Below are 22,783 nucleotides of genomic sequence, written 5' to 3'. Positions count from 1 at the left end.
GACGTGCAACGTGGTCAAGTACTTGCTAAACCAGGTACAATCAAACCGCATACTAAATTCGACGCAGAAGTATACGTACTTTCTAAAGAAGAGGGTGGTCGTCATACACCATTCCTTAACGGTTACCGTCCACAATTCTATTTCCGTACAACTGACGTAACTGGCGCAATCCAATTACAAGAAGGCGTGGAAATGGTAATGCCTGGTGACAACGTTGAAATGTCAGTAGAATTGATTCACCCAATCGCAATGGACCCAGGTCTACGTTTTGCGATCCGTGAAGGTGGTCGTACAGTTGGTGCTGGTGTAGTTGCTAAAGTAACTCTATAATATAAAAAGTTGAAATTACAGGTCGGGGGCTCTGGTTCCCGATTTGTATGTTAGGTCAGTAGTTCAATTGGTAGAGCGTCGGTCTCCAAAACCGAATGTTGGGGGTTCGAGTCCCTCCTGGCCTGCCATTTTTTTAAAAAAAAACTTGATGCTGGTTAAATTGTCATATAATAAGTCGCGAAGCCTACGACGAGTACAAAAATGTCGAATGATAAATCGCGTGACGCATTAAGCGAAGCGCCAATTCCACAAAGAAATAATCCTGCTGAAGTTGTTAATTCTGGGTCTCCTTTAGATATAGTTCTATGGGTTATCGCATTGATTTTATTAGTCGGTGCAGCCATGGCGGGTCAGTATTTGCCAGCATATTGGGCACCTGCGAATAATGTCGGTGTGCGCGTTGCTGTGATTTTGGCTTGTATCGTAGTGGCTTTAGGTTTATTATACGCCACCCATCAAGGCAAAGGCTTTGTTCGTCTATTGAAAGATGCGCGAATTGAGTTACGTCGTGTGACTTGGCCGACCAAGCAAGAAACAGTGACCACATCTTGGCATGTTCTTGCAGTTGTTGTAATCGCTTCCATTGTTTTATGGTGTTTTGATTACATTTTGGGCTGGTTAATGAAGTTTATTATCGGGTAAGAGAGCTATGAAACGTTGGTACATTATTCATGCCTATTCAGGTTATGAAAAACAAGTGTTACGCTCGCTTAATGATCGAATCCAGCGTAGCGCTGTAGCCGATAGCTTTGGTGAAGTCCTCGTTCCGACTGAAGAAGTCGTAGAAATGAAGGATGGTAAGAAGCGTAAATCAGAGCGTAAATTCTTTCCTGGCTATGTATTAGTTGAAATGGAAATGAACGATGATACTTGGCACATTGTTAAAGAATGTCCAAAAGTACTCGGTTTCATCGGTGGTACTGCAGAAAAACCTGCACCCATTACGCAAAAAGAAGCTGATGCGATTCTTGCACGTGTACGCAATACTGGTGAAGCACCTCGTCCTAAGACGATGTTTGAACCAGGCGAAGAATTACTCGTGACTGACGGTCCATTCACCGACTTTAAAGGCGTGGTGGAAGAAGTTCAGTACGAGAAGTCACGTTTAACGTTGACAATTAATGTATTTAATCGACCAACTCAAGTCGAGCTCGAATTTCGCCAAGTCGAAAAAGCGAACTAATTTAAGTTGGTTAGAAAACGCCCGGTTTGTTATGGATCGGGCATTGTTATTGTAACGGTTATCGTTACTTAGAATCATTGGGGAGCCTTCATCGGCGTTTGCACCCAGAGGTAATTTGAAATGGCTAAGAAGATTGACGGCTATATCAAGCTGCAAGTTCCAGCTGGTAAAGCGAATCCATCTCCACCGATTGGTCCTGCACTAGGTCAACGTGGTGTTAACATCATGGCATTCTGTAAAGAATTCAATGCTGCTACACAAAAACTTGAAGCTGGTCTACCAATTCCTGTAGTGATTACTGTGTACAACGATAAGTCGTTCACATTCATTATGAAAACTCCGCCTGCTGCAATTCTTCTTAAGAAAGCTGCTGGTATTCAAAAGGGTTCAGCTGTACCTAACAAAACTAAAGTTGGTAAGTTGACTCGCGCTCAATTAGAAGAAATTGCGACTACTAAAGAACCAGATTTAACTGGTGCTGATTTAGACGCACGTGTACGTACCATTGCTGGTTCTGCGCGTTCTATGGGCTTGGAAGTGGAGTTATAAGACATGGCTAAATTAACTAAACGTCAAAAAGCCATCGCTACTGCTGTTGAAGCGAACAAAGTTTACACTTTGGAAGAAGCGGTACAAATTCTTAACACTATCCCAGCTGTTAAATTCAAAGAATCTTTGGATGTATCAGTAAATCTTGGTGTTGACCCTCGTAAATCTGACCAAGTTGTTCGTGGCGCGACTACACTTCCTGCAGGTACTGGTAAAACTGTACGTGTTGCTGTGTTTGCTCAAGGCGCTGCTGCTGAAGCTGCTAAAGCTGAAGGCGCGGACATCGTTGGTTTTGAAGATCTTGCTGAAAGCATTCAAGCTGGTAACTTAGACTTCGACGTAGTCATTGCTGCTCCAGATGCAATGCGCGTAGTTGGTAAGTTGGGTACGATTCTTGGTCCACGTGGCTTAATGCCTAACCCTAAAGTGGGTACTGTAACTCCTGACGTAGCTAACGCTGTTAAAAACGCTAAAGCTGGTCAAGCACGTTACCGTGTAGACAAAGGCGGTATTATCCACGCCGCGATTGGTCAAGTTGGCTTTGATGCTGCTGCGATCCGTCAAAACCTTGAAGCTCTTGTAGCTGACCTTAAGAAAGCAAAACCTGCTACTTCTAAAGGTATCTATATCCAAAAGATCACTTTGAGCTCAACTATGGGTCCTGGTCTTGTTGTTGATGTAGCAAACATTTCTAAATAAGTTTCGACTTAGTACAGAATTTTAAAGCCCTGAAAAAGTCTCCTTCTCCCTTTGGAAGAAGGTCGGGAAGAGGGTTAAACCTCTCCCTAGCCCTCTCCTATAAGGAGAGGGGATAATTTAGGCAGACTTTGAATTGATAAATATTTGTTTATCAGCGTCAAAGACCTCGGGCGAGGGGATCTCTTCGGAAATCACTTCTTAAAAGTCCAGTCCGAGTAGACGCGGTGGTGTGATTTGTTCATCCTCCGCGTGTAAGTTCAGCAATGAATTTACGAATTGGGAGTGTGCTTCGCGTAAGCACATAAATCACCGTTAGGAGGTTTTACAATGGCTCTTCTTATCGAAGGCAAAAAACAGATCGTAGCTGAAGTAACTGAAATTGCTTCTACTGCATTTGCTGCTGTTGTTGCTGACTACCAAGGTTTAACTGTAGGGCAATTAACTGCTTTACGTGTTGAAGCTCGTAAACTGGGTGTTGCTACACGTGTTGTACGTAATACTTTAGCTAAACGCGCTCTTCAAGATACTCCATTCAATATCTTGAACGACAACCTTGTTGGCCCAACAATCTTAGCTTTCTCGACTTCTGAAGATGACATGGGCGCTGCTGCTCGTTTGTTTGAAGAATTTGCGAAAACTAACAAAGCATTTGAACTTAAAGCTGCTGCATTTGACGGCAAACTTTATCAAGGCGAAGAAATTAGCGTTATCGCGAATCTTCCGAACCAAGAAAAAGCGCTTACTATGCTTGCCTCTGTTCTTCAGGCTCCTATTTCGAAATTGGGTCGCTTACTTACAGCGCTTCAAGAGAAAAATGAAGCTCCAGAAGCAACCGAAGCAACAGAAGCTTAAATCTACTCACACACCATTCAATACCCATTTGGAGTTACTCTCATGGCTTTAACAAACGAAGAAATCCTAAACGCAGTTGCTGAAAAAACTGTTCTTGAACTTGTAGAACTTATTTCTGCTTTCGAAGAAAAATTCAACGTATCTGCTGCTGCAGTTGCTGTAGCTGCAGGTCCTGCTGCTGCTGCTGCTGAAGAGCAATCAGAATTCAATGTTGAATTGACTTCTTTCGGCGCGAACAAAGTTGCTGTAATTAAAGCAGTTCGTGAAGTTACTGGTCTTGGCTTGAAAGAAGCTAAAGACATGGTTGAAAGCGCTCCAGCTATTCTTAAAGAAGGCGTTTCTAAAGAAGAAGCTGCTGAACTTAAAACTAAGCTTGAAACTACTGGTGCTACAATTACTGTTAAGTAATGGTACTAGGGATCAATTTTTAAATTGATCCCGAAATTTGGCTGATGGCTCTTGGGTCATCAGCCTTTTTGCGTTACAATTATCGGCTCGATTTTTGTTTGATTGATGTAAAAACCGTCAATTATTATAATAAATCAATAAAATTAAATGCTTACCAATATTTATCATATTTGAAAATATTGCTAAGCGTTTTAATACCACTAAAAATTGCAGCATTTGTAAAAAGTGGTGGCCATATCGGCCTGTGTAATTCCTTCTAGGCTCGTTCTGCAGGCGGGCTTAGTTTACTTTCCGAGGACTCCAGATGGCATACTCATATACCGAAAAGAAACGGATCCGTAAGAATTTTGGTAAATTGCCTAGCGTCATGGATGCTCCGTACTTGCTTTCGATTCAAGTCGACTCGTACAGAACATTCCTACAAGATGGCAAAACTCCAAAAAACCGCGAAGATATCGGTCTCCAAGCCGCATTTCGTTCAGTTTTTCCTATTGAAAGTTATTCTGGCAATGCTGCTTTAGAATTTGTTGAGTATAGTCTTGGTAAGCCTGAGTTTGATGTGCGTGAATGTATTTTACGTGGTTCGACTTATGCGGCACCCATGCGTGTAAAAATTCGTTTGATCATTAAAGATCGCGAAACCAAATCAATTAAAGACGTACGTGAACAAGAAGTTTACATGGGCGAAATGCCGCTCATGACCGAAAACGGTACCTTTGTGATCAATGGTACTGAGCGTGTAATTGTGTCTCAATTACATCGTTCACCTGGTGTATTCTTTGACCACGATAAAGGCAAAACTCACTCTAGCGGTAAAGTTCTTTATTCAGCACGTATCATTCCTTACCGTGGTTCATGGTTAGATTTTGAATTCGATGCAAAAGACCTTGTCTTTGTACGTATTGACCGTCGTCGTAAATTACTCGCGACTGTGGTACTTCGTGCACTAGGTTATAGCAACGAACAAGTCCTAGACATGTTCTATGAAAAAGTCCCTGTCTATCTTGACATGGGTAGCTACCAAATTGACCTTGTGCCTGAACGCCTGCGCGGTGAAATGGCTCAATTCGACATTCTTGATGCTGACGGCAAAGCGATTGTTGAGCAAGGTAAACGTATTAATGCACGTCATGTACGTCAAATGGAAGCATCTGGTTTAACCAAGCTTTCTGTTCCTGATGAGTACTTGTACGAACGTATTACTGCTGAAGACATCCCATTGAAAGATGGCGACGTAATTGCTGCAAACACCGTATTGAGCCATGAGATCATGGTGAAGATTGCAGAAGGCGGCGTTAAGCAGTTCAATATTTTGTTCACCAATGACATCGACCGTGGTTCTTTTGTTGCGGATTCTTTACGCGCAGATACGACTTCAGGTCGTGAAGAAGCACTTGTAGAAATCTACAAAGTAATGCGTCCAGGTGAGCCACCAACAAAAGAAGCTGCTGAAAACTTATTCAACAACTTGTTCTTCTCATCAGAACGTTATGACTTGTCTCCAGTAGGCCGCATGAAGTTCAACCGTCGTTTGGGTCGTCCTTACGAAGTCGGTACAGATCAGAAGTCTCGTGAAGTTGAAGGTATTCTTTCAAATTCAGATATCACAGACGTTCTTAAGACACTTGTTGAAATCCGTAACGGTAAAGGTGAAGTCGACGATATCGATCACTTGGGTAACCGTCGCGTACGTTCAGTCGGTGAAATGACAGAAAACCAATTCCGTGTGGGTCTGGTTCGTGTAGAACGTGCTGTTAAAGAGCGTCTATCTCAGGCTGAAACAGACAACTTGTCTCCGCAAGATTTAATCAATGCGAAACCAGTTGCTGCTGCAATCAAAGAATTCTTTGGTTCAAGCCAGTTGTCTCAGTTCATGGATCAAAATAATCCATTGTCTGAAATTACACACAAACGTCGTGTATCGGCGCTTGGACCCGGCGGTTTGACTCGTGAACGTGCAGGCTTTGAAGTACGTGACGTACATCAAACTCACTACGGTCGTGTGTGTCCAATTGAGACTCCTGAGGGACCAAACATTGGTTTGATCAACTCACTTTCTGTTTATGCAAAATGTAATAACTTCGGTTTCTTGGAAACACCGTATCGTAAAGTGATTGACGGCAGCGTCACTATGGATATCGAGTATTTATCTGCGATTGAAGAAGTGGGTACTGTCATTGCACAGGCCGATGCTAGTTTGGATAAAAACGGTAAATTAACAGAAGAATTTGTATCAGTACGTCATCAAGGTGACTTCGTACGTATGCCGCCTGAAAAAGTGACGCATATGGATGTTTCTGCTCAGCAGATTGTATCGGTTGCGGCATCACTTATTCCATTCCTTGAACACGATGACGCCAACCGTGCGTTGATGGGTTCAAACATGCAACGTCAGGCTGTACCTACGCTGATTGCTGACAAACCACTTGTCGGTACCGGTATGGAAGCCAACGTAGCGCATGACTCGGGTGTATGTGTTCTTGCAAAACGTGGCGGTCGTATCGAGTTTGTTGATGCATCGCGTGTGGTTATTCGTGTAAACGAAGAAGAAATGATCGCTGGTGAAGCAGGTGTAGATATCTACAACCTGATCAAATATACCCGTTCGAACCAAAACACCTGTATTAACCAAAAAGTTCTCGTGAACATTGGTGATAAAGTGGGTCGTGACGACGTATTGGCTGATGGTCCATCGACTGACGGTGGTGAATTGGCGCTTGGTCAAAACATGCGCGTAGCATTCATGACCTGGAACGGTTACAACTACGAAGACTCGATTTTGTTATCTGAACGTGTTCTTCAAGAAGACCGTTTAACTTCAATTCATATTCAAGAATTGTCATGTGTTGCTCGTGATACCAAGTTAGGTGCAGAAGAAATTACTGCCGATATTCCTAACGTGGGTGAAGCTGCACTGTCTAAGCTGGATGAATCAGGTATCGTTTATATCGGTGCTGAAGTAACTGCCGGTGATATTCTTGTAGGTAAAGTTACGCCAAAAGGCGAAACCCAGTTAACACCGGAAGAAAAATTGCTACGTGCAATCTTCGGTGAAAAAGCGGCTGACGTTAAAGATTCATCTTTACGTGTGGCTTCAGGTGTTAAAGGTACAGTAATTGATGTTCAAGTGTTTACACGTGACGGTCTTGAAAAAGACGAACGTGCTCAAGCAATTGAAAAAGCGCAATTGGATGCATACCGCAAAGACTTGAAAGAAGAGTTTAAAATCTTCGAAGAAGCTGCGCGTGAACGTATTGTTCGCCTGTTAAAAGGTCAAGAATCGAACGGTGGTGGTACAACTAAACGCGGTGATAAACTGACTGAAGATTTGTTATCTGGTTTAGAGCTTGTTGATCTGCTTGAAATTCAACCTGTTGATGAAGGCATTGCTGAACGCTTAACTCAAATTCAAGTGTTCTTGAAAGAGAAAGGCATCGAGATTGACGAGAAATTTGCAGAGAAAAAACGCAAACTTTCTACAGGTGATGAGCTTACAACTGGCGTATTGAAAGTTGTTAAAGTTTACTTGGCTGTAAAACGTCGCATCCAACCGGGTGATAAAATGGCGGGTCGTCATGGTAACAAGGGTGTTGTATCTAACATCTTGCCAGTAGAAGACATGCCGCATGATGCCAACGGTGTACCTGTTGATATCGTGTTGAACCCACTGGGTGTACCTTCACGTATGAACGTGGGTCAGATTCTTGAAACTCACTTGGGTATGGCTGCAAAAGGTCTTGGCGATAAAATCGACAAGATGTTGCAAGAACAGCGTACTATTGCCGAACTGCGTATCTTCTTAGACAAGATTTATAACAAAGTTGGTGGCGAGCAAGAAGATCTTGATAGCTTGACTGATGATGAAATCTTGGCGCTTTCTAAAAACTTGCGTAAAGGTATTCCACTTGCAACGCCTGTATTTGATGGTGCTGATGAAGGCCAAATCAAAGAGTTGCTTGAACTTGCAGACATTCCACGTTCTGGTCAAACCGTATTGTTTGACGGACGTACAGGTGAACGTTTCGACCGTCCAGTAACTGTAGGTTACATGTACATGTTGAAACTGAATCACTTGGTTGATGACAAGATGCATGCGCGTTCTACAGGTTCTTACTCACTTGTGACTCAACAGCCATTGGGTGGTAAAGCTCAATTCGGTGGTCAGCGTTTCGGTGAAATGGAAGTCTGGGCGCTTGAAGCATATGGCGCAGCTTATACGCTTCAAGAAATGCTTACTGTTAAGTCGGATGACGTTGAAGGCCGTACTCGCATCTACAAGAACATTGTCGATGGTAACCATCATATGGATCCGGGCATGCCTGAATCGTTCAACGTATTGACCAAAGAGATCCGTTCTTTAGGTATCAACATTGAACTGAAAAATGGTGACTAAGTAACCATTCAATCCCCCCAACCCCCTTTATCAAAGGGGGGATTCGCTCCTCTTGTTTTGAGGAGTTTTCCCCCTGAGAAGTTCGCTTCGCAACAAAGGGCGTTGAAGGGGATTAAATCAGTTAAAAAACAATATTTGTGACCCAGTCGGGGAGGAGAAAAACTCCTCGACACACGGAGAAAAAAATTGAAAGACTTGCTCGATATCATGCGCAAAAAGACGGATTCAGACGGTCATGCTCCAGTAGAGTTTGATCGCATCCGCATTGGTCTTGCGTCACCAGAAATGATTAAGTCATGGTCTCACGGTGAAGTTAAAAAACCTGAGACAATTAACTATCGTACGTTCAAACCAGAACGTGATGGTTTATTCTGTGCCAAAATCTTTGGTCCAGTAAAAGATTACGAATGCTTGTGTGGTAAATACAAGCGTATGAAATACAAAGGCGTCATTTGTGAAAAATGTGGCGTTGAAGTAACGACTGCGAAAGTTCGTCGTGAACGTATGGGTCATATTGACCTTGCTTCACCGGTTGCGCACATCTGGTTCTTGAAATCATTACCATCCCGTATCGGTCTTCTTTTAGACATGACTTTACGTGATATCGAACGTGTATTGTATTTCGAATCTTACGTTGTAACAGATCCGGGTATGACTCCAATGGAGAAATACCAACTTCTTAACGATGAAGAATACTTCACAGCGTTAGAAGAACACGGTGATGAATTCAGCGCGAAAATGGGTGCAGAAGCAATTCAGGATTTGTTGAAAGACATCGATCTTGAAGCTGAAATTGCGCGTCTTCGTGAAGAAATTCCACAGACAACTTCAGAAACCAAGCTTAAGAAAGCGTCTAAACGTTTGAAGTTGATGGAAGCGTTCAACGATTCGAACAACAAGCCTGAATGGATGGTGTTGACTGTACTTCCAGTCCTTCCACCAGATCTTCGTCCGTTAGTTCCGCTTGAAGGTGGTCGTTTTGCGACTTCTGACTTGAACGATCTTTACCGTCGTGTAATCAACCGTAACAACCGTTTGAAACGTCTTCTTGACCTTTCAGCGCCAGACATCATCGTACGTAACGAAAAACGTATGTTGCAAGAGTCTGTAGATGCATTGCTTGATAACGGTCGTCGTGGTCGCGCAATCACGGGTTCAAACAAACGTCCTCTTAAATCTTTGGCAGACATGATCAAAGGTAAACAAGGTCGTTTCCGTCAAAACTTGTTGGGTAAACGTGTCGACTATTCAGGTCGTTCGGTTATTACAGTAGGTCCGACTTTACGTTTGCACCAATGTGGTCTTCCTAAGAAAATGGCACTTGAATTATTCAAACCATTTATCTTTGCGAAACTACAGGCGTCTGGCCAAGCAACAACCATTAAAGCTGCGAAGAAAATGGTTGAACGCGAAACTCCAGAAGTTTGGGACGTTCTTGCTCATGTGATTCGTCAACATCCAGTGATGTTGAACCGTGCGCCAACACTTCACCGTTTGGGTCTTCAAGCATTTGAACCGACCCTGATTGAAGGTAAAGCGATCCGTCTACACCCACTCGTATGTGCTGCGTTCAACGCCGACTTCGACGGTGACCAAATGGCGGTACACGTTCCATTAACACTTGAAGCTCAGTTAGAAGCTCGTGCGTTAATGATGTCGACTAACAACATCTTGTCTCCAGCGAACGGTGAACCAATCATCGTACCGTCTCAGGACGTTGTCTTGGGCTTGTATTACATCACGCGTGATGCAATCAATGCCAAAGGTGAAGGCATGGTGTTTGCGGATACTGACGAAGTAAACCGCGCATTGGCTACCGGTCAAGTGAACTTGCACGCTCGCGTAAAAGCACGTGTACACCAGACTGTCATTGATGAAGATGGTAACCGCGAACAGCAAACCATTATTGTTGATACCACTCCTGGCCGTTGCTTACTTTGGGAAGTTGTTCCTGAAGGTATGGACTTCCAGCAAATTAACGTTGAGATGACGAAAAAGAACATCTCTAAGTTAATTAACTCTTGCTACCGTAAATTGGGTCTTAAAGATACCGTTATCTTTGCTGACCAGTTGATGTACCTAGGCTTCCGTCAAGCGACTCGCTCTGGTGTATCTGTTGGTATGGAAGATATGCTTATTCCGCCAACCAAGTATACGATTATCGAAAAAGCAGAAACTGAAGTTCGTGAAATCGAACAGCAGTTTGAACAAGGTTTCGTAACTGCCGGTGAACGTTATAACAAGGTTGTCGATATTTGGGCACGTACCAATGACCAAGTAGCGAAAGCGATGATGGACAATTTGTCTTTCACCACTGTTAAAAACAAACAGGGTGAAGACGAGAAGCAAAAATCATTCAACAGTATCTACATGATGTCTGACTCTGGTGCCCGTGGTTCGGCAGCTCAGATTCGTCAGCTTGCAGGTATGCGTGGTTTGATGGCGAAACCCGATGGTTCGATCATTGAAACCCCGATTAAAGCAAACTTCCGTGAAGGTTTGACCGTACTTCAGTACTTCATTTCAACACACGGTGCGCGTAAAGGTTTGGCCGATACAGCACTTAAAACAGCGAACTCTGGTTACTTGACTCGTCGTCTGGTAGACGTAGCGCAGGATTTGGTGATTACTGAACCTGATTGCGGTACTTTAAGCGGTCTAGTGATGACTCCATTCATTCAGGGTGGTGATGTCATCGAGAACCTGGGTGCTCGAGTATTGGGTCGTGTTGTTGCTGAAGATGTGAAACGTGTTGGTTCTGACGAAGTCATTCTTCCACGTAATACGCTTATTGACGAAAAACTTGCTGCCTTCATTGAAGAAGCGGGTGTCGACGAAGTTAAAGTGCGCTCAGTAGTTTCTTGTGAATCTACTTTCGGTGTATGTGCGAAATGTTATGGTCGTGACCTTGCACGTGGTCATCAGGTAAATCCTGGTGAGTCTGTAGGTGTTATGGCTGCGCAATCAATTGGTGAACCGGGTACCCAGTTAACCATGCGTACATTCCACGTGGGTGGTGCTGCAAGCCGAACTTCTGCTGCAAACAGTGTTCAAGTGCGTAACAAAGGTACTGTACGTTTCCATAACGTGAAAACTGTACAACATGCCAAAGGTCACTTGGTATCGACTTCTCGTTCAGGTGAAATCGGTATTGCGGATGACTTAGGTCGTGAACGCGAACGCTACAAAATCCCATACGGTGCATCAATCGTACTGAAAGATGGCGAAGCTGTAGCAGCTGGCGGTATCGTTGCAACTTGGGATCCGCATACGCATCCACTTGTTACCGAAGTTGCAGGTAAAGTACGTTTCAGCCAAATCGCTGATGGCGTAACTGTTACATCGAAAACTGATGATGCAACAGGTATGTCGACTATCGAAATCTTGCCAGTGACTTCACGTCCTGCGTCAGGTAAAGATCTACGTCCTGCTGTTGTGTTAGACACAGTGGATGGTGGCGAACAGTTCTACTTCTTGCCACAAAACACCATTCTTTCTGTCCGTGATGGCGAAACAATCGGTGTGGGTGACGTTATTGGTCGTGTACCACAAGAAACTTCACGTACCCGTGATATTACCGGTGGTCTTCCACGTGTAGCTGACTTGTTCGAAGCACGTAAACCGAAAGAACATGCAATCCTGGCTGAAATTTCAGGTGTTGTAAGCTTCGGTAAAGAGACCAAAGGTAAAAACCGTTTAGTGATTACTCCAGACGACGGCTCTGAAATTTACGAAGAGTTGATTCCGAAATGGCGTACCATTAACGTGTACGAAGGCGAACATGTAAACCGTGGTGAAACAGTTTCTGACGGTCCACAAAACCCGCATGACATCTTACGTCTGAAAGGTGAAGTGGCGTTGACTAACTACATCGTGAACGAAGTTCAGGACGTTTATCGTCTGCAAGGTGTAAAAATCAACGACAAGCACATCGAAGTTATTGTGCGTCAAATGTTGCGTAAAGTAGAAATCACTGATGGTGGCGATACCAGCTTCATTAAAGGCGAACAAGTGGATTACATCCGCATGGTTACTGAAAATCAAGCTGTACTTGCTCAGAACAAGTTCCCTGCGAAGTATGAACGTCAATTGATGGGTATTACTAAAGCATCGCTTTCTACTGACTCGTTCATCTCTGCTGCATCGTTCCAGGAAACAACTCGTGTGTTAACTGAAGCTGCTGTAACAGGTAAAGAAGATGATCTACGCGGTCTGAAAGAGAACGTTGTTGTGGGTCGTTTGATTCCTGCAGGTACGGGTCTTGCGTATCACTTAGAACGTCGTCGTCAAGAAGCTGAAGCTGCAGAGCATGAGCTTGTAAATGACTTCTCTGATGTTGATCAAGCATTAAGCCAAGCATTTAATGATGAGTTTAACGGTCTGTAATCAGACGGTTTAAACAAAAAAGCCACCTTTGGGTGGCTTTTTTTTATCTCAAATAAATGAAAAATAACGCTTTCCTTAAGTCCTATAATTTCCTATATTAAAAACAGAACAGATAAAAATTTTGATTTTATTTAGATATTTAAAAACATAACGGGGCAAACTGATGAAACTGACACAACAACTTTTAGCACTTTCACTTTTATCTATTTCTGCTGCTGTCATTGCTGCGCCCATGCCAAATACGATTGTGGTCGAAGATAAAGCTGTTGTTCCGATCTTAAAGACCGAAGTGATCCGTCGAGTTGCAGGGCAAGAACCTAAGCGCAGTGTCGATGCCACAATTTTTGAAGTGACCAATAAAGGCAAAGATATTGTTGTGCGTGAAGTCCATTTAGAAGATAACCAGACGCAATTTTCTGAAAAGCAGCTTTCTATTCCTGTGATTCAAAAAGGCAGTGTTATTGTGCCGACATCAAAAATTGAATTGAATACCACCATAAAGCAAGACGGAAAAATACTTTCCCAAACCAAGAAAATTGATGCAGAAGGTGTCGAGTTCAAACAAGGACAAGAGCCTGTTCATCGGACCTTAAAGCTGGATCAGAAGAAGAATCTAGAAGATAGCACTAAAACCTCACATGCAGTTCTCACTGAAAATGGTGTCACCACACGCGATATTGTGCTGCTGAGTGAAGATGAATAAACTTAATTTATAAAAACTGTGAAATATTTCATGACTTTTTACAAAATGCAGCATTTCAGTGCGAATGGGTAACATTTTGCATTTATTACTCTCCACAAATTAGGCTTAAGCTAAGACTAAGAAAAGTGAGAACAGAAGGAAGTCCCATGAAAAAATTAATGAGTGTAATGGCAGTAGCGACCTTATCCACTTTTATGTTGGCGGGTTGTGACAGTATGTCCACTAGGGACCAGCGAATCGGCGCAGCAGCACTGGGTGGTGCAGTGGGTGGCGGTGTAGGTAATAAAGTTGGCGGTGGCGTTGGTGCAGCAGTCGGTGGTGGTGCAGGCGCAGCAGTCGGCAGTAAAACCCAAGGCGGTTCTAACCGTAATGCCACTTATAGTGGTGTAGGCGGTGCAATTGGTTCTGCTGTCGGTAAAGGCGTGTTTGGCGGCAATGCCGGCGCTGCGATTGGGGGAGCAATTGGTGGCGGTGCCGGAGCTGCCATCGAACAGAAAAAACGTTAATTTAACGTAAAAATTTTAAATAAAAGCGCTTGATCAACAAGCGCTTTTTTAATGTCGAGTGGCGGGTTTTGGGTTTTTTCTACGGCTATAGACCTTTTTTTCAACCTCTACAATGCGGATACCACATTATCAAAAATATTGACTGTGTATTTGCGATGTACCGGAACGTAATTGGCGCTAAGCTGTTTAATATGGATGATTTCAGCAGCATCTAAGTGAATATCGGCATAGACAGTGTTGCGTCCTGGCAAGAGAAAATGAATGTTTGCCGATTTATCCCAGACGATATATTTTGATCCGAGATGATGCATCAGTAAAAGCATAAAAAATGGATTAACCATGGAGTATCAGCTGCCGCCGAAATGTACTCCAAGCACATTTTGACTTTTACGTGTTAAAGGCATTTTCACACGAATATGATAATTTTCCAGATCCATTCTTTCAATCTTAATGCTTGCCATCCGATAAGGTGCATAGTGATTGATCATGAATTGGCAAATCGCAGGTATTGTCTGTAGTTTTTTTAATAGGCTCATATGGGTCAATTATTTTTATGGCTACTCCGACCATACTAGAGCAGAACTAAAATTGAGGCATTAATCAGGTTGCCCAGTCATCCATATAAATAGCCAATAAAAAATGAGAAAAGATTATGCAAGCAAAAACCCAGTGGGTAAACACCCAGGATCAGCAGAGACTCTATGTGAAAACATGGGGGAGTGATGAAAAACCGGCTTTAGTTTTGGTGCATGGTTATCCGGATAATCAAGAGGTATGGGAACCGGTTATTCAGGAGCTGATTCAGGACTTTTATATTGTCACTTATGATGTGCGTGGAGCAGGGCAATCCTCTATTCCGGCACGTATTCGTGACTATCGCTTGGCACAGTTATCTTTAGATTTAGAAAGTGTCGTGAATGCGGTATTAAAAGATCGGCCTTTTCACCTGACAGCGCATGATTGGGGTTCTATCCAGTCCTGGGAGTCGATTACCGAAGCTAAATTTAAAGCGCGAATTTTATCTTATAGTACGATTTCAGGGCCATGTTTAGACCACGCCGCCTTTTGGATGCGTCATCAGTTTAAACAGCACAAGAGCAAGTTGTTTAAGCAGCTCACCAAGTCTTGGTATATCGCAGTTTTTCAGCTGCCATTGCTGGCACCGACAGTCTGGAGTTTTTTCAGTCCTGAAAAATGGGGCAAAGTGCTTGAAAAGTTAGAGCACAAAAAAAACTTGCCTTCAAATCCTCATATCGCTTCAGATGGCAAACATGGAATCGGGCTGTATCGGGCCAATTTTCTGCCATGCTTAACTCGGCCACGTCAGCGTTTTGCAATTTGTCCGGTCCAGGCGATTGTGCTGAAACAGGACAATTTTGTCAGTCCTGAACTGATTGATGAAATGCCGAAATGGGCTGAAAATTTTCAGCGTGTCGATGTCGATGCCAACCATTGGGCAATATTAAGCCAACCCAAATTGGTCGCAGATTATATCCGAAGCTTTGCACTGCAACAGATTTAAATCTATTTACTTATATTTAATTGCATGAATTTAAATGAAAAAGTTGATGCTGGATAAAAGCAATCAATTTACAGTTTCAAAAGAGTGAATCTGATAAAATATCGACTTTTCATCTTTTCCTCAATTAATTATGTTCGCAATTATTGCCGCTATCGGAGTCATGTTCGGACTCTCATTAGCTCGTGTACCTGTGGTATTTGCATTGGTGATCGGTGCTGTTACCGGTGGTTTGCTGGCCGGTCTGGGCCTGCAAGGAACGCTAGATGCATTTAATAATGGTCTAGGTGGCGGGGCTAAAATTGCCTTGGCCTATGGCGTTTTAGGTGCATTTGCGCTTGCTTTGGCCCGCTCCGGTTTGCCTGATTTACTGGCTTACAAACTGGTTTCCACCTTAAAAGGAGATGCCAATGTTCAATCGCAAAATAAAGTTAAATTTCTAATTTTCTTTACGATTGTGGCTGCCGCGGTATCTTCGCAAAACCTGATTCCTGTTCATATTGCTTTTATCCCGGTTTTGATTCCGCCTTTGTTAAGTGTCTTTAACCATTTAAAGTTAGACCGCCGTGCTGTGGCCTGTTTATTAACTTTTGGTTTGTGTGCCACTTATATGCTGGTTCCGGTCGGATTTGGCGCCATTTTCCTGAATGATATTCTGGGCCAAAACATCAATACCTTTGGTAAGCCATACGGTTTTGAAATTAGCTTCGATCAAATTCCATCTGCAATGGCAATTCCCGTTTTTGGCATGTTTTTGGGGTTGTTGGTTGCACTGTTTTTTACTTATCGCAAGCCAAGAATTTATAAAGAAGTTAAGCTTGAGCCAAGTCATCATAGCATTTCGGGCGATGTCGTTAGCGATGCGAATGCCAAACCACAAATCGCAAAATTCACCTTGTTTATGGCCGCTTTTGCAGTCATTGCGACCCTAAGCGTACAGCTTTATTCAGATTCGATGATTCTTGCCGGTTTGGTGGGTGTAGCGATTTTAAGCTGCGCGGGTATTTTTAAATGGAAAGAAGCGGACGATGTGATTATTACCGGTATGCGAATGATGGCATTGGTCGGTTTTATCATGATTGCCGCACAAGGTTTTGCATCTGTCATTGAAGCCACCAATCAAGTTCCTGCTTTGGTCAACGCATCTGTTGAGTGGATTGGTAACAGTAAGGGTTTGGCTGCATTCTTAATGTTGCTGGTCGGTTTACTAATTACTTTAGGGATTGGTTCATCGTTCTCTACGGTGCCAATTTTAGCCATTATCTATGTGCCGTTATGTATCCAGTTCGGTTTTAGTCCTGCCGCAACCATTGCCTTGATTGGTACTGCAGCCGCTTTGGGTGATGCCGGATCTCCAGCCTCGGATTCGACTTTAGGTCCAACTTCAGGTTTAAACATGGATGGTCAGCATGACCATATGAAAGACAGCGTGGTTCCTACTTTTATCCATTTTAATATTCCTTTAATGGTATTTGGATGGATTGCGGCAATGGTTCTTTAATTCAAACGCATATTTTTATTTAGTTTGAATTTGTTTTATGTATAATATTAATAGATGTATTTAAAATAGATCTTTTAAATACTTAATATAATAAATCTGATTAATATACTCGGAATATAATAATAAAACCTGATTAACTTGGTTGGTTTTAAAACCAACCAAGTTGGTCTATTTAAAATAAATATTTAATATTATCAATTACTTAAAAATAAACATAATTATTATTAATTAATCGCTATTGCATATTAATTTGTCTCGTGTTTATTATTAATTAATATTTTATTTTTACTATTATTATTCTTCCATGGGGTATTAAAAATGTTAAAGCAAACTGCTTTTATTGCATTATTGGGGATGTCTGCTTCAGCGATGGCAGGTGACTGGCAGGTGAAATTAGGCGCTTCTGCATTGGCACCACAAAATGATGACAACGGTACTTTAAATGTTCCGGTTGGTGGTGTAGTCACCCCATTGAAAGCACAAGTAAGTAATGAAGTTAACTTCACGCCATCTGTTGAATATTTTTTCAACAATTCACCCATTTCAGTAGAGTTATTGCTCGCATTACCTTTTGAGCATGATGTAAACATTGGACCAATTGAAAATGCAGCATCTTTCAAACATTTACCGCCTACTATTACCGCAAAATATAACTTTAAAAATTCAACTCGCTTTACGCCATATATTGGTGTAGGCGCGACCGTAGTTGTACCTTGGGATGAAGAATTATCTCAAACAACTAAAACTGCAACAGGTGCTGAAAAGTTGGATGCTGATGTCGCATACGGTGTTGCAGGGCAAGTTGGTTTTAACTTCCAACCGGCAGATGCTAAAAACTGGGGTGTGTTTGCAGATGTACGTTATGCAGATGTGAAAACTGAATTAACAGCAAAAACAGCTGATGGTACTAAAGTCAGTTTAGGTGACCTTGAAGTAAATCCTTGGGTTTATACTCTTGGTTATAGCTACAAATTCTAGGGCTAAAATAAAAAAATAGCATAAAGAAACCTCATCTTTATAGATGGGGTTTTTTAATGAAAAACTTACAAGAAATCACAGAGATTGAGCACTTTGATACTATTTAATAAGCCCAAACTTGTTTAAGTTGATTATAGAAAATAAGCTAAAAAGAGAAAATAAATCATGAAATTATTCAATTTATACAGTGTGGTCTTTTTTAGCCTATTCAGTGGATCTGCGTATGCAGCAAGTTTCAATTGTGATCATGCCCGAACACAAACAGAACATGCGATTTGTGAGCATCGTGTGGTAAATGATGCCGATGTGAAAATGGCAACCACTTATAATATTGTGAAGCGTTTAGTGCCTATGGGGACTCGGGGTGTTATTCAGGATGAGCAGGTGAAGTGGTTACAATTACGTGATCAATGTGTTAACTCGAGCCGCTGTTTAACCGAAGTGTATAAGATGCGCCAGCAAAAACTGGATATGTATATGGATCGTGTTTATAAACAAGGCCCTTTTTAAGAAAAAATTTATTCCTCGCTATTGAAAAATTCTTAAGTCACTCCATTCATTAAGCATTCAATAAAAAGTGTTCAATGAATTTAAGGAGCGACTGATGAGCGAACAAAGTACACAAAAACATAGTTTCCAGGCGGAAGTAGCGCAACTTTTACATTTGGTGACGCATTCACTGTATTCAAATCCGGAAATTTTCTTGCGCGAACTGATTTCAAATGCTTCGGATGCATGTGATAAGTTGCGCTTTGAAGGGATCAATCATCCTGAATATTATGAAAATGATCCTGAACTGCATGTTCGTGTCAGTCTCGATAAAGACAATAAAACCATCACCATTTCAGACAACGGGATTGGTTTAACTGAACAAGAAGCCATTGATAACTTAGGTACCATTGCCAAATCAGGCACCAAAGACTTTATGTCTAGACTGTCAGGTGATCAGAAAGCGGATGCGCAATTGATTGGTCAGTTTGGTGTCGGTTTCTATTCAGGCTTTATTGTTGCCGAAAAAATTACTGTTGAATCCCGCCATGCTGCGGCAGATGCTGCTGATGGCGTACGCTGGATCAGTACCGGCACAGGTGATTTCGAAGTTGAACAAATCAGCAAGACTTCACGTGGAACAGATATCATTTTACATTTACGTGATAATGCACTGGATTATTTAGAGTCTTATAAAGTTAAGCAAATCATCAATAAGTATTCTGACCATATTAGCTTACCAATTGAAATGCAAAAAGAAGTCTGGCAGCAAGAAGAAGCGGCTGAAGGTGAAGAAGCTAAAGCCGGTCAGATGGTCAAAACGGATGAATGGGAAGCGATTAACTCAGCCAGCGCACTTTGGACTCGAAATAAAAATGAGATCACTGACGAGCAATACATTGAGTTTTATAAGAACTTAAGCCACGACTTTGAGGCACCATTGGCTTGGGCACACAATCGAGTTGAAGGTAGTACCGAATATACCCAATTATTGTATGTGCCAAGCAAAGCGCCGCACAATATTTTCACCCGTGAAGCGAAAGCGGGCATCAAGCTGTATGTAAAACGCGTGTTCATTATGGATGAAGCGGATAACCTGATTCCAAATTATTTGCGTTTTGTGCAGGGTGTGGTTGATAGTGCCGATCTTCCACTGAATGTCAGCCGTGAACTGCTACAGGAAAGTCGTGATGTTAAAACCATTCGCGAAGGTAATACCCGCCGTATTTTGACCATGCTGGATAGCTTGGCAAAATCGGAAGATGAAAAAGACCAAGAGAAATTCAAACAGTTCTATGCTGAATTTGGTTCAGTGATTAAAGAAGGTTTGGGCGAAGACTTTGGCAACCGTGAACGTATCTTAAAATTATTACGTTTCTCTACATCGACCAATGATGAGATTGCAACTTCATTGGCAGATTACAAAGCACGAATGAAAGAAGGGCAAAAAGCCATTTATTACGTGACTGCCGATAGTCTAAGTGCTGCAAAAAACTCACCACAACTGGAACTGTTCAAGAAAAAAGGCATTGAAGTGCTATTGATGGCGGACCGTGTGGATGAATGGGCGATGGAATTCGTCAATGAATTCGATGGTATCCCTATGCAAAACGTGGCTAAAGGTGCAGTAGACCTAGGCGATTTGCAGGATGCAGAGGAGAAGAAAGCACTTGAAGCTGCCGCTGAACAATTCAAACCAATCGTTGAAAAATTGTCAGACTCATTGAAAGCCAAAACCAAAGAAGTGCGTGTAACCACACGTTTGGTCGATTCTCCCGCATGTTTGGTGACTAGTGAAGGTGAGCTTTCTCCACAACTGATTCGTATGTTAAAACAGGCAGGTCAGGCTGTGCCAGAAAGTAAACCGATTCTGGAAATTAACCCAGAACATCCTTTGGTAAAAAAACTGGAAGGCTCGACTCAGTTTGATGATCTGGCCAATGTAATCTTCGATCAGGCAGTCATTGCAGAAGGGGGTTTACCTGATGACCCGGCTGAATACGTGAAACGTATTAATAATTTATTGTTGAAATAAGCTGGCTTTTCATGAGCCAAAAAAACCTCCTTCGGGAGGTTTTTTTTTCATTGAGAGATATTGAAATGAGGAGAAGTAACAGTTATGCATAAAGGAGATTAAAACAAGGCTTCCAAACGCACCGATGTACTAATGAAATGGCTACGATCATCCCGATGATTGTTAATATAATTTAAATTGCCTTGGACATAGAACCATTCACGCCATAAAGGTTGGCGCCAAGAAACAAAGGGACCCCAGCTATTTAAACGTAAGTCATTATTATTTAAAAAACCACCGGTATAGAGCCCATAACTAAAGCTATTTTCATGGAAAAATTGATGTTGCCTAAACAGGTTGTTATCCCAGCTTAAGTCATCATCTTGATCATCTGCATAAGTCAGGCTGAATTGATTGGATAAAAATGGCTGATTAGGCCGAGCATGGGTAAGTTCGGTATTGGTTCTCAAATAATTTTTGCTATCAACACCATAGCGATAAATTTGTTCAGCATGGAAACTGAAGTCATTTTCCAGTTGCCAGTCTTTGGAGGCTTTCAGGCGCAGATACACATCATCTCCTGAACGGAGACCCAAATCTGCATCGGTTTCGAAAGGCAGGCGCTTAGAAAAGTCTGACCAACGAAATGCAAAAGAACTGTTATTTTCACGGGTACGTTGCCGGTCTAAAGTTTTATCATTGCTATTGCCCAAATTCTCATTGGTAATGGCAACGTTATTATCCAGTTCATTATCTAAAGAATCATCACCAAAGACTAAACTCACTTTGCGCTCTAAAGTTGGAAGTTTTACTTTACCGCGAATACGCGGTTTAATTTCATAACCATCATGTTTATTCCAGTTATTATCCATAATCACGCGTAAGGTCGCAGATGCCGGTTTTTCTGGATCAGTTTTGCCAAACCAATTGTCAATTTTATGCGAGGTATGATCTGCCCAGTCCCGAATTTTAAGCTGGTTACGGTCTAGCCAAGTTCGGTCTGCAGTTTGTAAAGCCGGAGGAACACTTGGTTCATTCGACTGTTGCGGCAAAAATGTCGGTAGAGCATCAATCCAGTTTGGAATTTGATAAAGCAAATTATTATCTTCATCCTCAGCTAATGCTGAACTTGTGGATGAATCAGTGCTTTGTTCCGCACTCTCAGATCCATTTGAGGCGCTCATGATCCCAAACAACAGTGTAAATAAGAGGGGTTTTGATAAACTTATTTTCTTTTGGGGCATATCCTTGCTCTTAAATTCTGATCATTCGATAGTCTCGTAAAAATGACGACTAAAAAGCAAGCTTTAGCTACAAAAAAATAAAACTTAATCTGAAATATGCTTTTGAATTGCCTCATATAATTGATAACAATCGATGGGTGATTCTAGCTGGGCAACAATATTCTGAATTAATTGCCAGCTCACGCCGTGGTGACGCTCTAATAACAAATAAGGATAAGCCAATTCCGTTCGAGACAGACTTAAGCGTTTCTTTCCATGAATAACCCGAATTTTTTGTCTTTCCTTTAATAACAGCAGCGGTGTCTTAAAGTCAGCAGGGCTTTCTTTAAATTGAATAAATTTTTGTCTTTGGAAAAGCTGGGCAGGGATAAAAGGAAGATAGTTTTCATTGTTCCAAATTAAGGCTGCTTTTCGTGTATAGCTATAAAATAAGGCTTCAAAATCAGTCAAGTGTTCTGCCAGATCATGCCAGGAAATTTCTTTAATTGCAGCTATGCAATGTTGATTTTGCTCAGAAAATACATTCGATAAATGAATGGCTTGTGCTTGATGCTCTGTACCTAACAATGCTAAATATTTGATAAAACAACCTTGCGAATTGATTTGTTCAGCCAGATAAATGGGGCGTTGTGACCAGTTCTGTACATCTGCAGCATGTATGAGCAAATCAAGATGTTGAGAAATTTCTGCAAGGTCTGAAATGTCTAAGACATATAACTCCTGTGCAGCAGCATTTTCCTCATCAAGAGGATGAATATGCGCAATATATGGGCCCAGTTCTAAGCTTTCTGGAGAATCCTTTCCGATACTTTTTTGAGCTGTTATTGCAGGAATTGCCTGTTGATCATCTTCTAATCTTTGTGGCAATTGATTAATAACGTGCTCATTTAACTCGATTAAATCGGGATCACTGATTTGATTTTGTTCTGGTAGAAGAGGTGTAGACAGCGTTAAGTTTTTCTCGGTCTCGGTCTCGGTCTCGGTCTCGGTCTCGGTCTCGGTCTCGGTCTCGGTCTCGGTCTCGGTCTC

At 42.1% G+C, this 22,783-nt stretch carries 16 protein-coding genes, 1 tRNA gene and 3 pseudogenes; 17 read left to right on the top strand and 3 right to left on the bottom strand.

Going from position 1 to position 22,783, the window contains the following annotated elements:
* The 12 genes from E0H81_RS14735 to E0H81_RS14680 all read left to right on the top strand — a co-directional run.
* Positions 1-330 (top strand): EF-Tu C-terminal domain-related protein (locus E0H81_RS14735; protein WP_483396359.1); only part of this gene is annotated, 330 nt, incomplete at its 5' end.
* Positions 331-382: 52 nt separating this feature from the next.
* Positions 383-458 (top strand) — tRNA-Trp (locus tag E0H81_RS14730).
* A 73-nt stretch (positions 459-531) separates the two neighbouring features.
* Positions 532-972, top strand: coding sequence for a preprotein translocase subunit SecE (gene secE / locus E0H81_RS14725; protein WP_067726920.1), 441 nt, complete (start codon positions 532-534; stop codon positions 970-972).
* 7 nt (positions 973-979) lie between these two features.
* Complete coding sequence (gene nusG / locus E0H81_RS14720; protein WP_067869011.1) at positions 980-1,513, top strand: transcription termination/antitermination protein NusG; 534 nt, start codon at positions 980-982, stop codon at positions 1,511-1,513.
* Positions 1,514-1,633: 120 nt separating this feature from the next.
* Positions 1,634-2,062, top strand: a complete 429-nt coding sequence (gene rplK, locus E0H81_RS14715; RefSeq protein WP_004813566.1) for a 50S ribosomal protein L11 — start codon at positions 1,634-1,636, stop codon at positions 2,060-2,062.
* A gap of 3 nt (positions 2,063-2,065) precedes the next feature.
* On the top strand, positions 2,066-2,761 hold the full coding sequence (gene rplA / locus E0H81_RS14710) for a 50S ribosomal protein L1 (RefSeq protein ID WP_131269509.1): 696 nt from the start codon (positions 2,066-2,068) through the stop codon (positions 2,759-2,761).
* Positions 2,762-3,088: 327 nt separating this feature from the next.
* Positions 3,089-3,613, top strand: a complete 525-nt coding sequence (gene rplJ / locus E0H81_RS14705; RefSeq protein ID WP_131269508.1) for a 50S ribosomal protein L10 — start codon at positions 3,089-3,091, stop codon at positions 3,611-3,613.
* A 42-nt stretch (positions 3,614-3,655) separates the two neighbouring features.
* Positions 3,656-4,021, top strand: a complete 366-nt coding sequence (gene rplL, locus E0H81_RS14700) for a 50S ribosomal protein L7/L12 (RefSeq protein WP_067869002.1) — start codon at positions 3,656-3,658, stop codon at positions 4,019-4,021.
* 304 nt (positions 4,022-4,325) lie between these two features.
* Positions 4,326-8,414, top strand: a complete 4,089-nt coding sequence (gene rpoB / locus E0H81_RS14695) for a DNA-directed RNA polymerase subunit beta (protein ID WP_131319947.1) — start codon at positions 4,326-4,328, stop codon at positions 8,412-8,414.
* A gap of 186 nt (positions 8,415-8,600) precedes the next feature.
* Entirely contained in the window at positions 8,601-12,800 is a 4,200-nt protein-coding gene (gene rpoC, locus E0H81_RS14690) for a DNA-directed RNA polymerase subunit beta' (RefSeq protein WP_131319945.1), read from the top strand.
* Positions 12,801-12,963: 163 nt separating this feature from the next.
* A complete protein-coding gene (locus E0H81_RS14685; protein WP_131319943.1) occupies positions 12,964-13,503 on the top strand; it encodes a hypothetical protein in 540 nt (179 codons plus the stop codon).
* Positions 13,504-13,649: 146 nt separating this feature from the next.
* Positions 13,650-14,009 carry a YMGG-like glycine zipper-containing protein gene (locus E0H81_RS14680; RefSeq protein WP_131269500.1) on the top strand — a complete coding sequence of 120 codons (360 nt, stop codon included), beginning with the start codon at positions 13,650-13,652 and terminating at the stop codon, positions 14,007-14,009.
* 48 nt (positions 14,010-14,057) lie between these two features.
* On the opposite strand, the pseudogene E0H81_RS14675 reads toward E0H81_RS14680, so the two are convergent.
* Positions 14,058-14,545 (bottom strand): annotated as a pseudogene (locus E0H81_RS14675) (PaaI family thioesterase).
* Positions 14,546-14,661: 116 nt separating this feature from the next.
* On the opposite strand from E0H81_RS14675, the gene E0H81_RS14670 reads away from it, so the two are divergent.
* From E0H81_RS14670 to htpG, 5 genes are all read left to right on the top strand, one after another.
* On the top strand, positions 14,662-15,531 hold the full coding sequence (locus tag E0H81_RS14670; RefSeq protein WP_131319941.1) for an alpha/beta fold hydrolase: 870 nt from the start codon (positions 14,662-14,664) through the stop codon (positions 15,529-15,531).
* Positions 15,532-15,661: 130 nt separating this feature from the next.
* On the top strand, positions 15,662-17,029 hold the full coding sequence (locus E0H81_RS14665) for a Na+/H+ antiporter family protein (protein WP_131319939.1): 1,368 nt from the start codon (positions 15,662-15,664) through the stop codon (positions 17,027-17,029).
* 318 nt (positions 17,030-17,347) lie between these two features.
* The gene (locus tag E0H81_RS14660; protein WP_131319937.1) at positions 17,348-18,007 is read left to right on the top strand and encodes an OmpW/AlkL family protein; all 660 of its coding nucleotides are present in this window, start codon (positions 17,348-17,350) and stop codon (positions 18,005-18,007) included.
* 165 nt (positions 18,008-18,172) lie between these two features.
* Positions 18,173-18,517 (top strand): lysozyme inhibitor LprI family protein, encoded by a 345-nt coding sequence (locus E0H81_RS14655; protein WP_131319935.1) that lies wholly within the window; start codon positions 18,173-18,175, stop codon positions 18,515-18,517.
* Between the two features lie 94 nt (positions 18,518-18,611).
* Entirely contained in the window at positions 18,612-20,531 is a 1,920-nt protein-coding gene (htpG, locus tag E0H81_RS14650) for a molecular chaperone HtpG (RefSeq protein WP_131319933.1), read from the top strand.
* 98 nt (positions 20,532-20,629) lie between these two features.
* Here the strand turns inward: htpG and E0H81_RS14645 are convergent.
* Positions 20,630-21,616: pseudogene (locus E0H81_RS14645) on the bottom strand (hypothetical protein); the annotation flags it as partial.
* Between the two features lie 222 nt (positions 21,617-21,838).
* A pseudogene (locus tag E0H81_RS14640) lies at positions 21,839-22,783 on the bottom strand (hypothetical protein); the annotation flags it as partial.

This window comes from Acinetobacter terrestris, from assembly GCF_004331155.1.
Taxonomy (GTDB): Bacteria; Pseudomonadota; Gammaproteobacteria; order Pseudomonadales; family Moraxellaceae; genus Acinetobacter; species Acinetobacter terrestris.
This window is presented reverse-complemented; position numbering and strand designations above follow the sequence as displayed.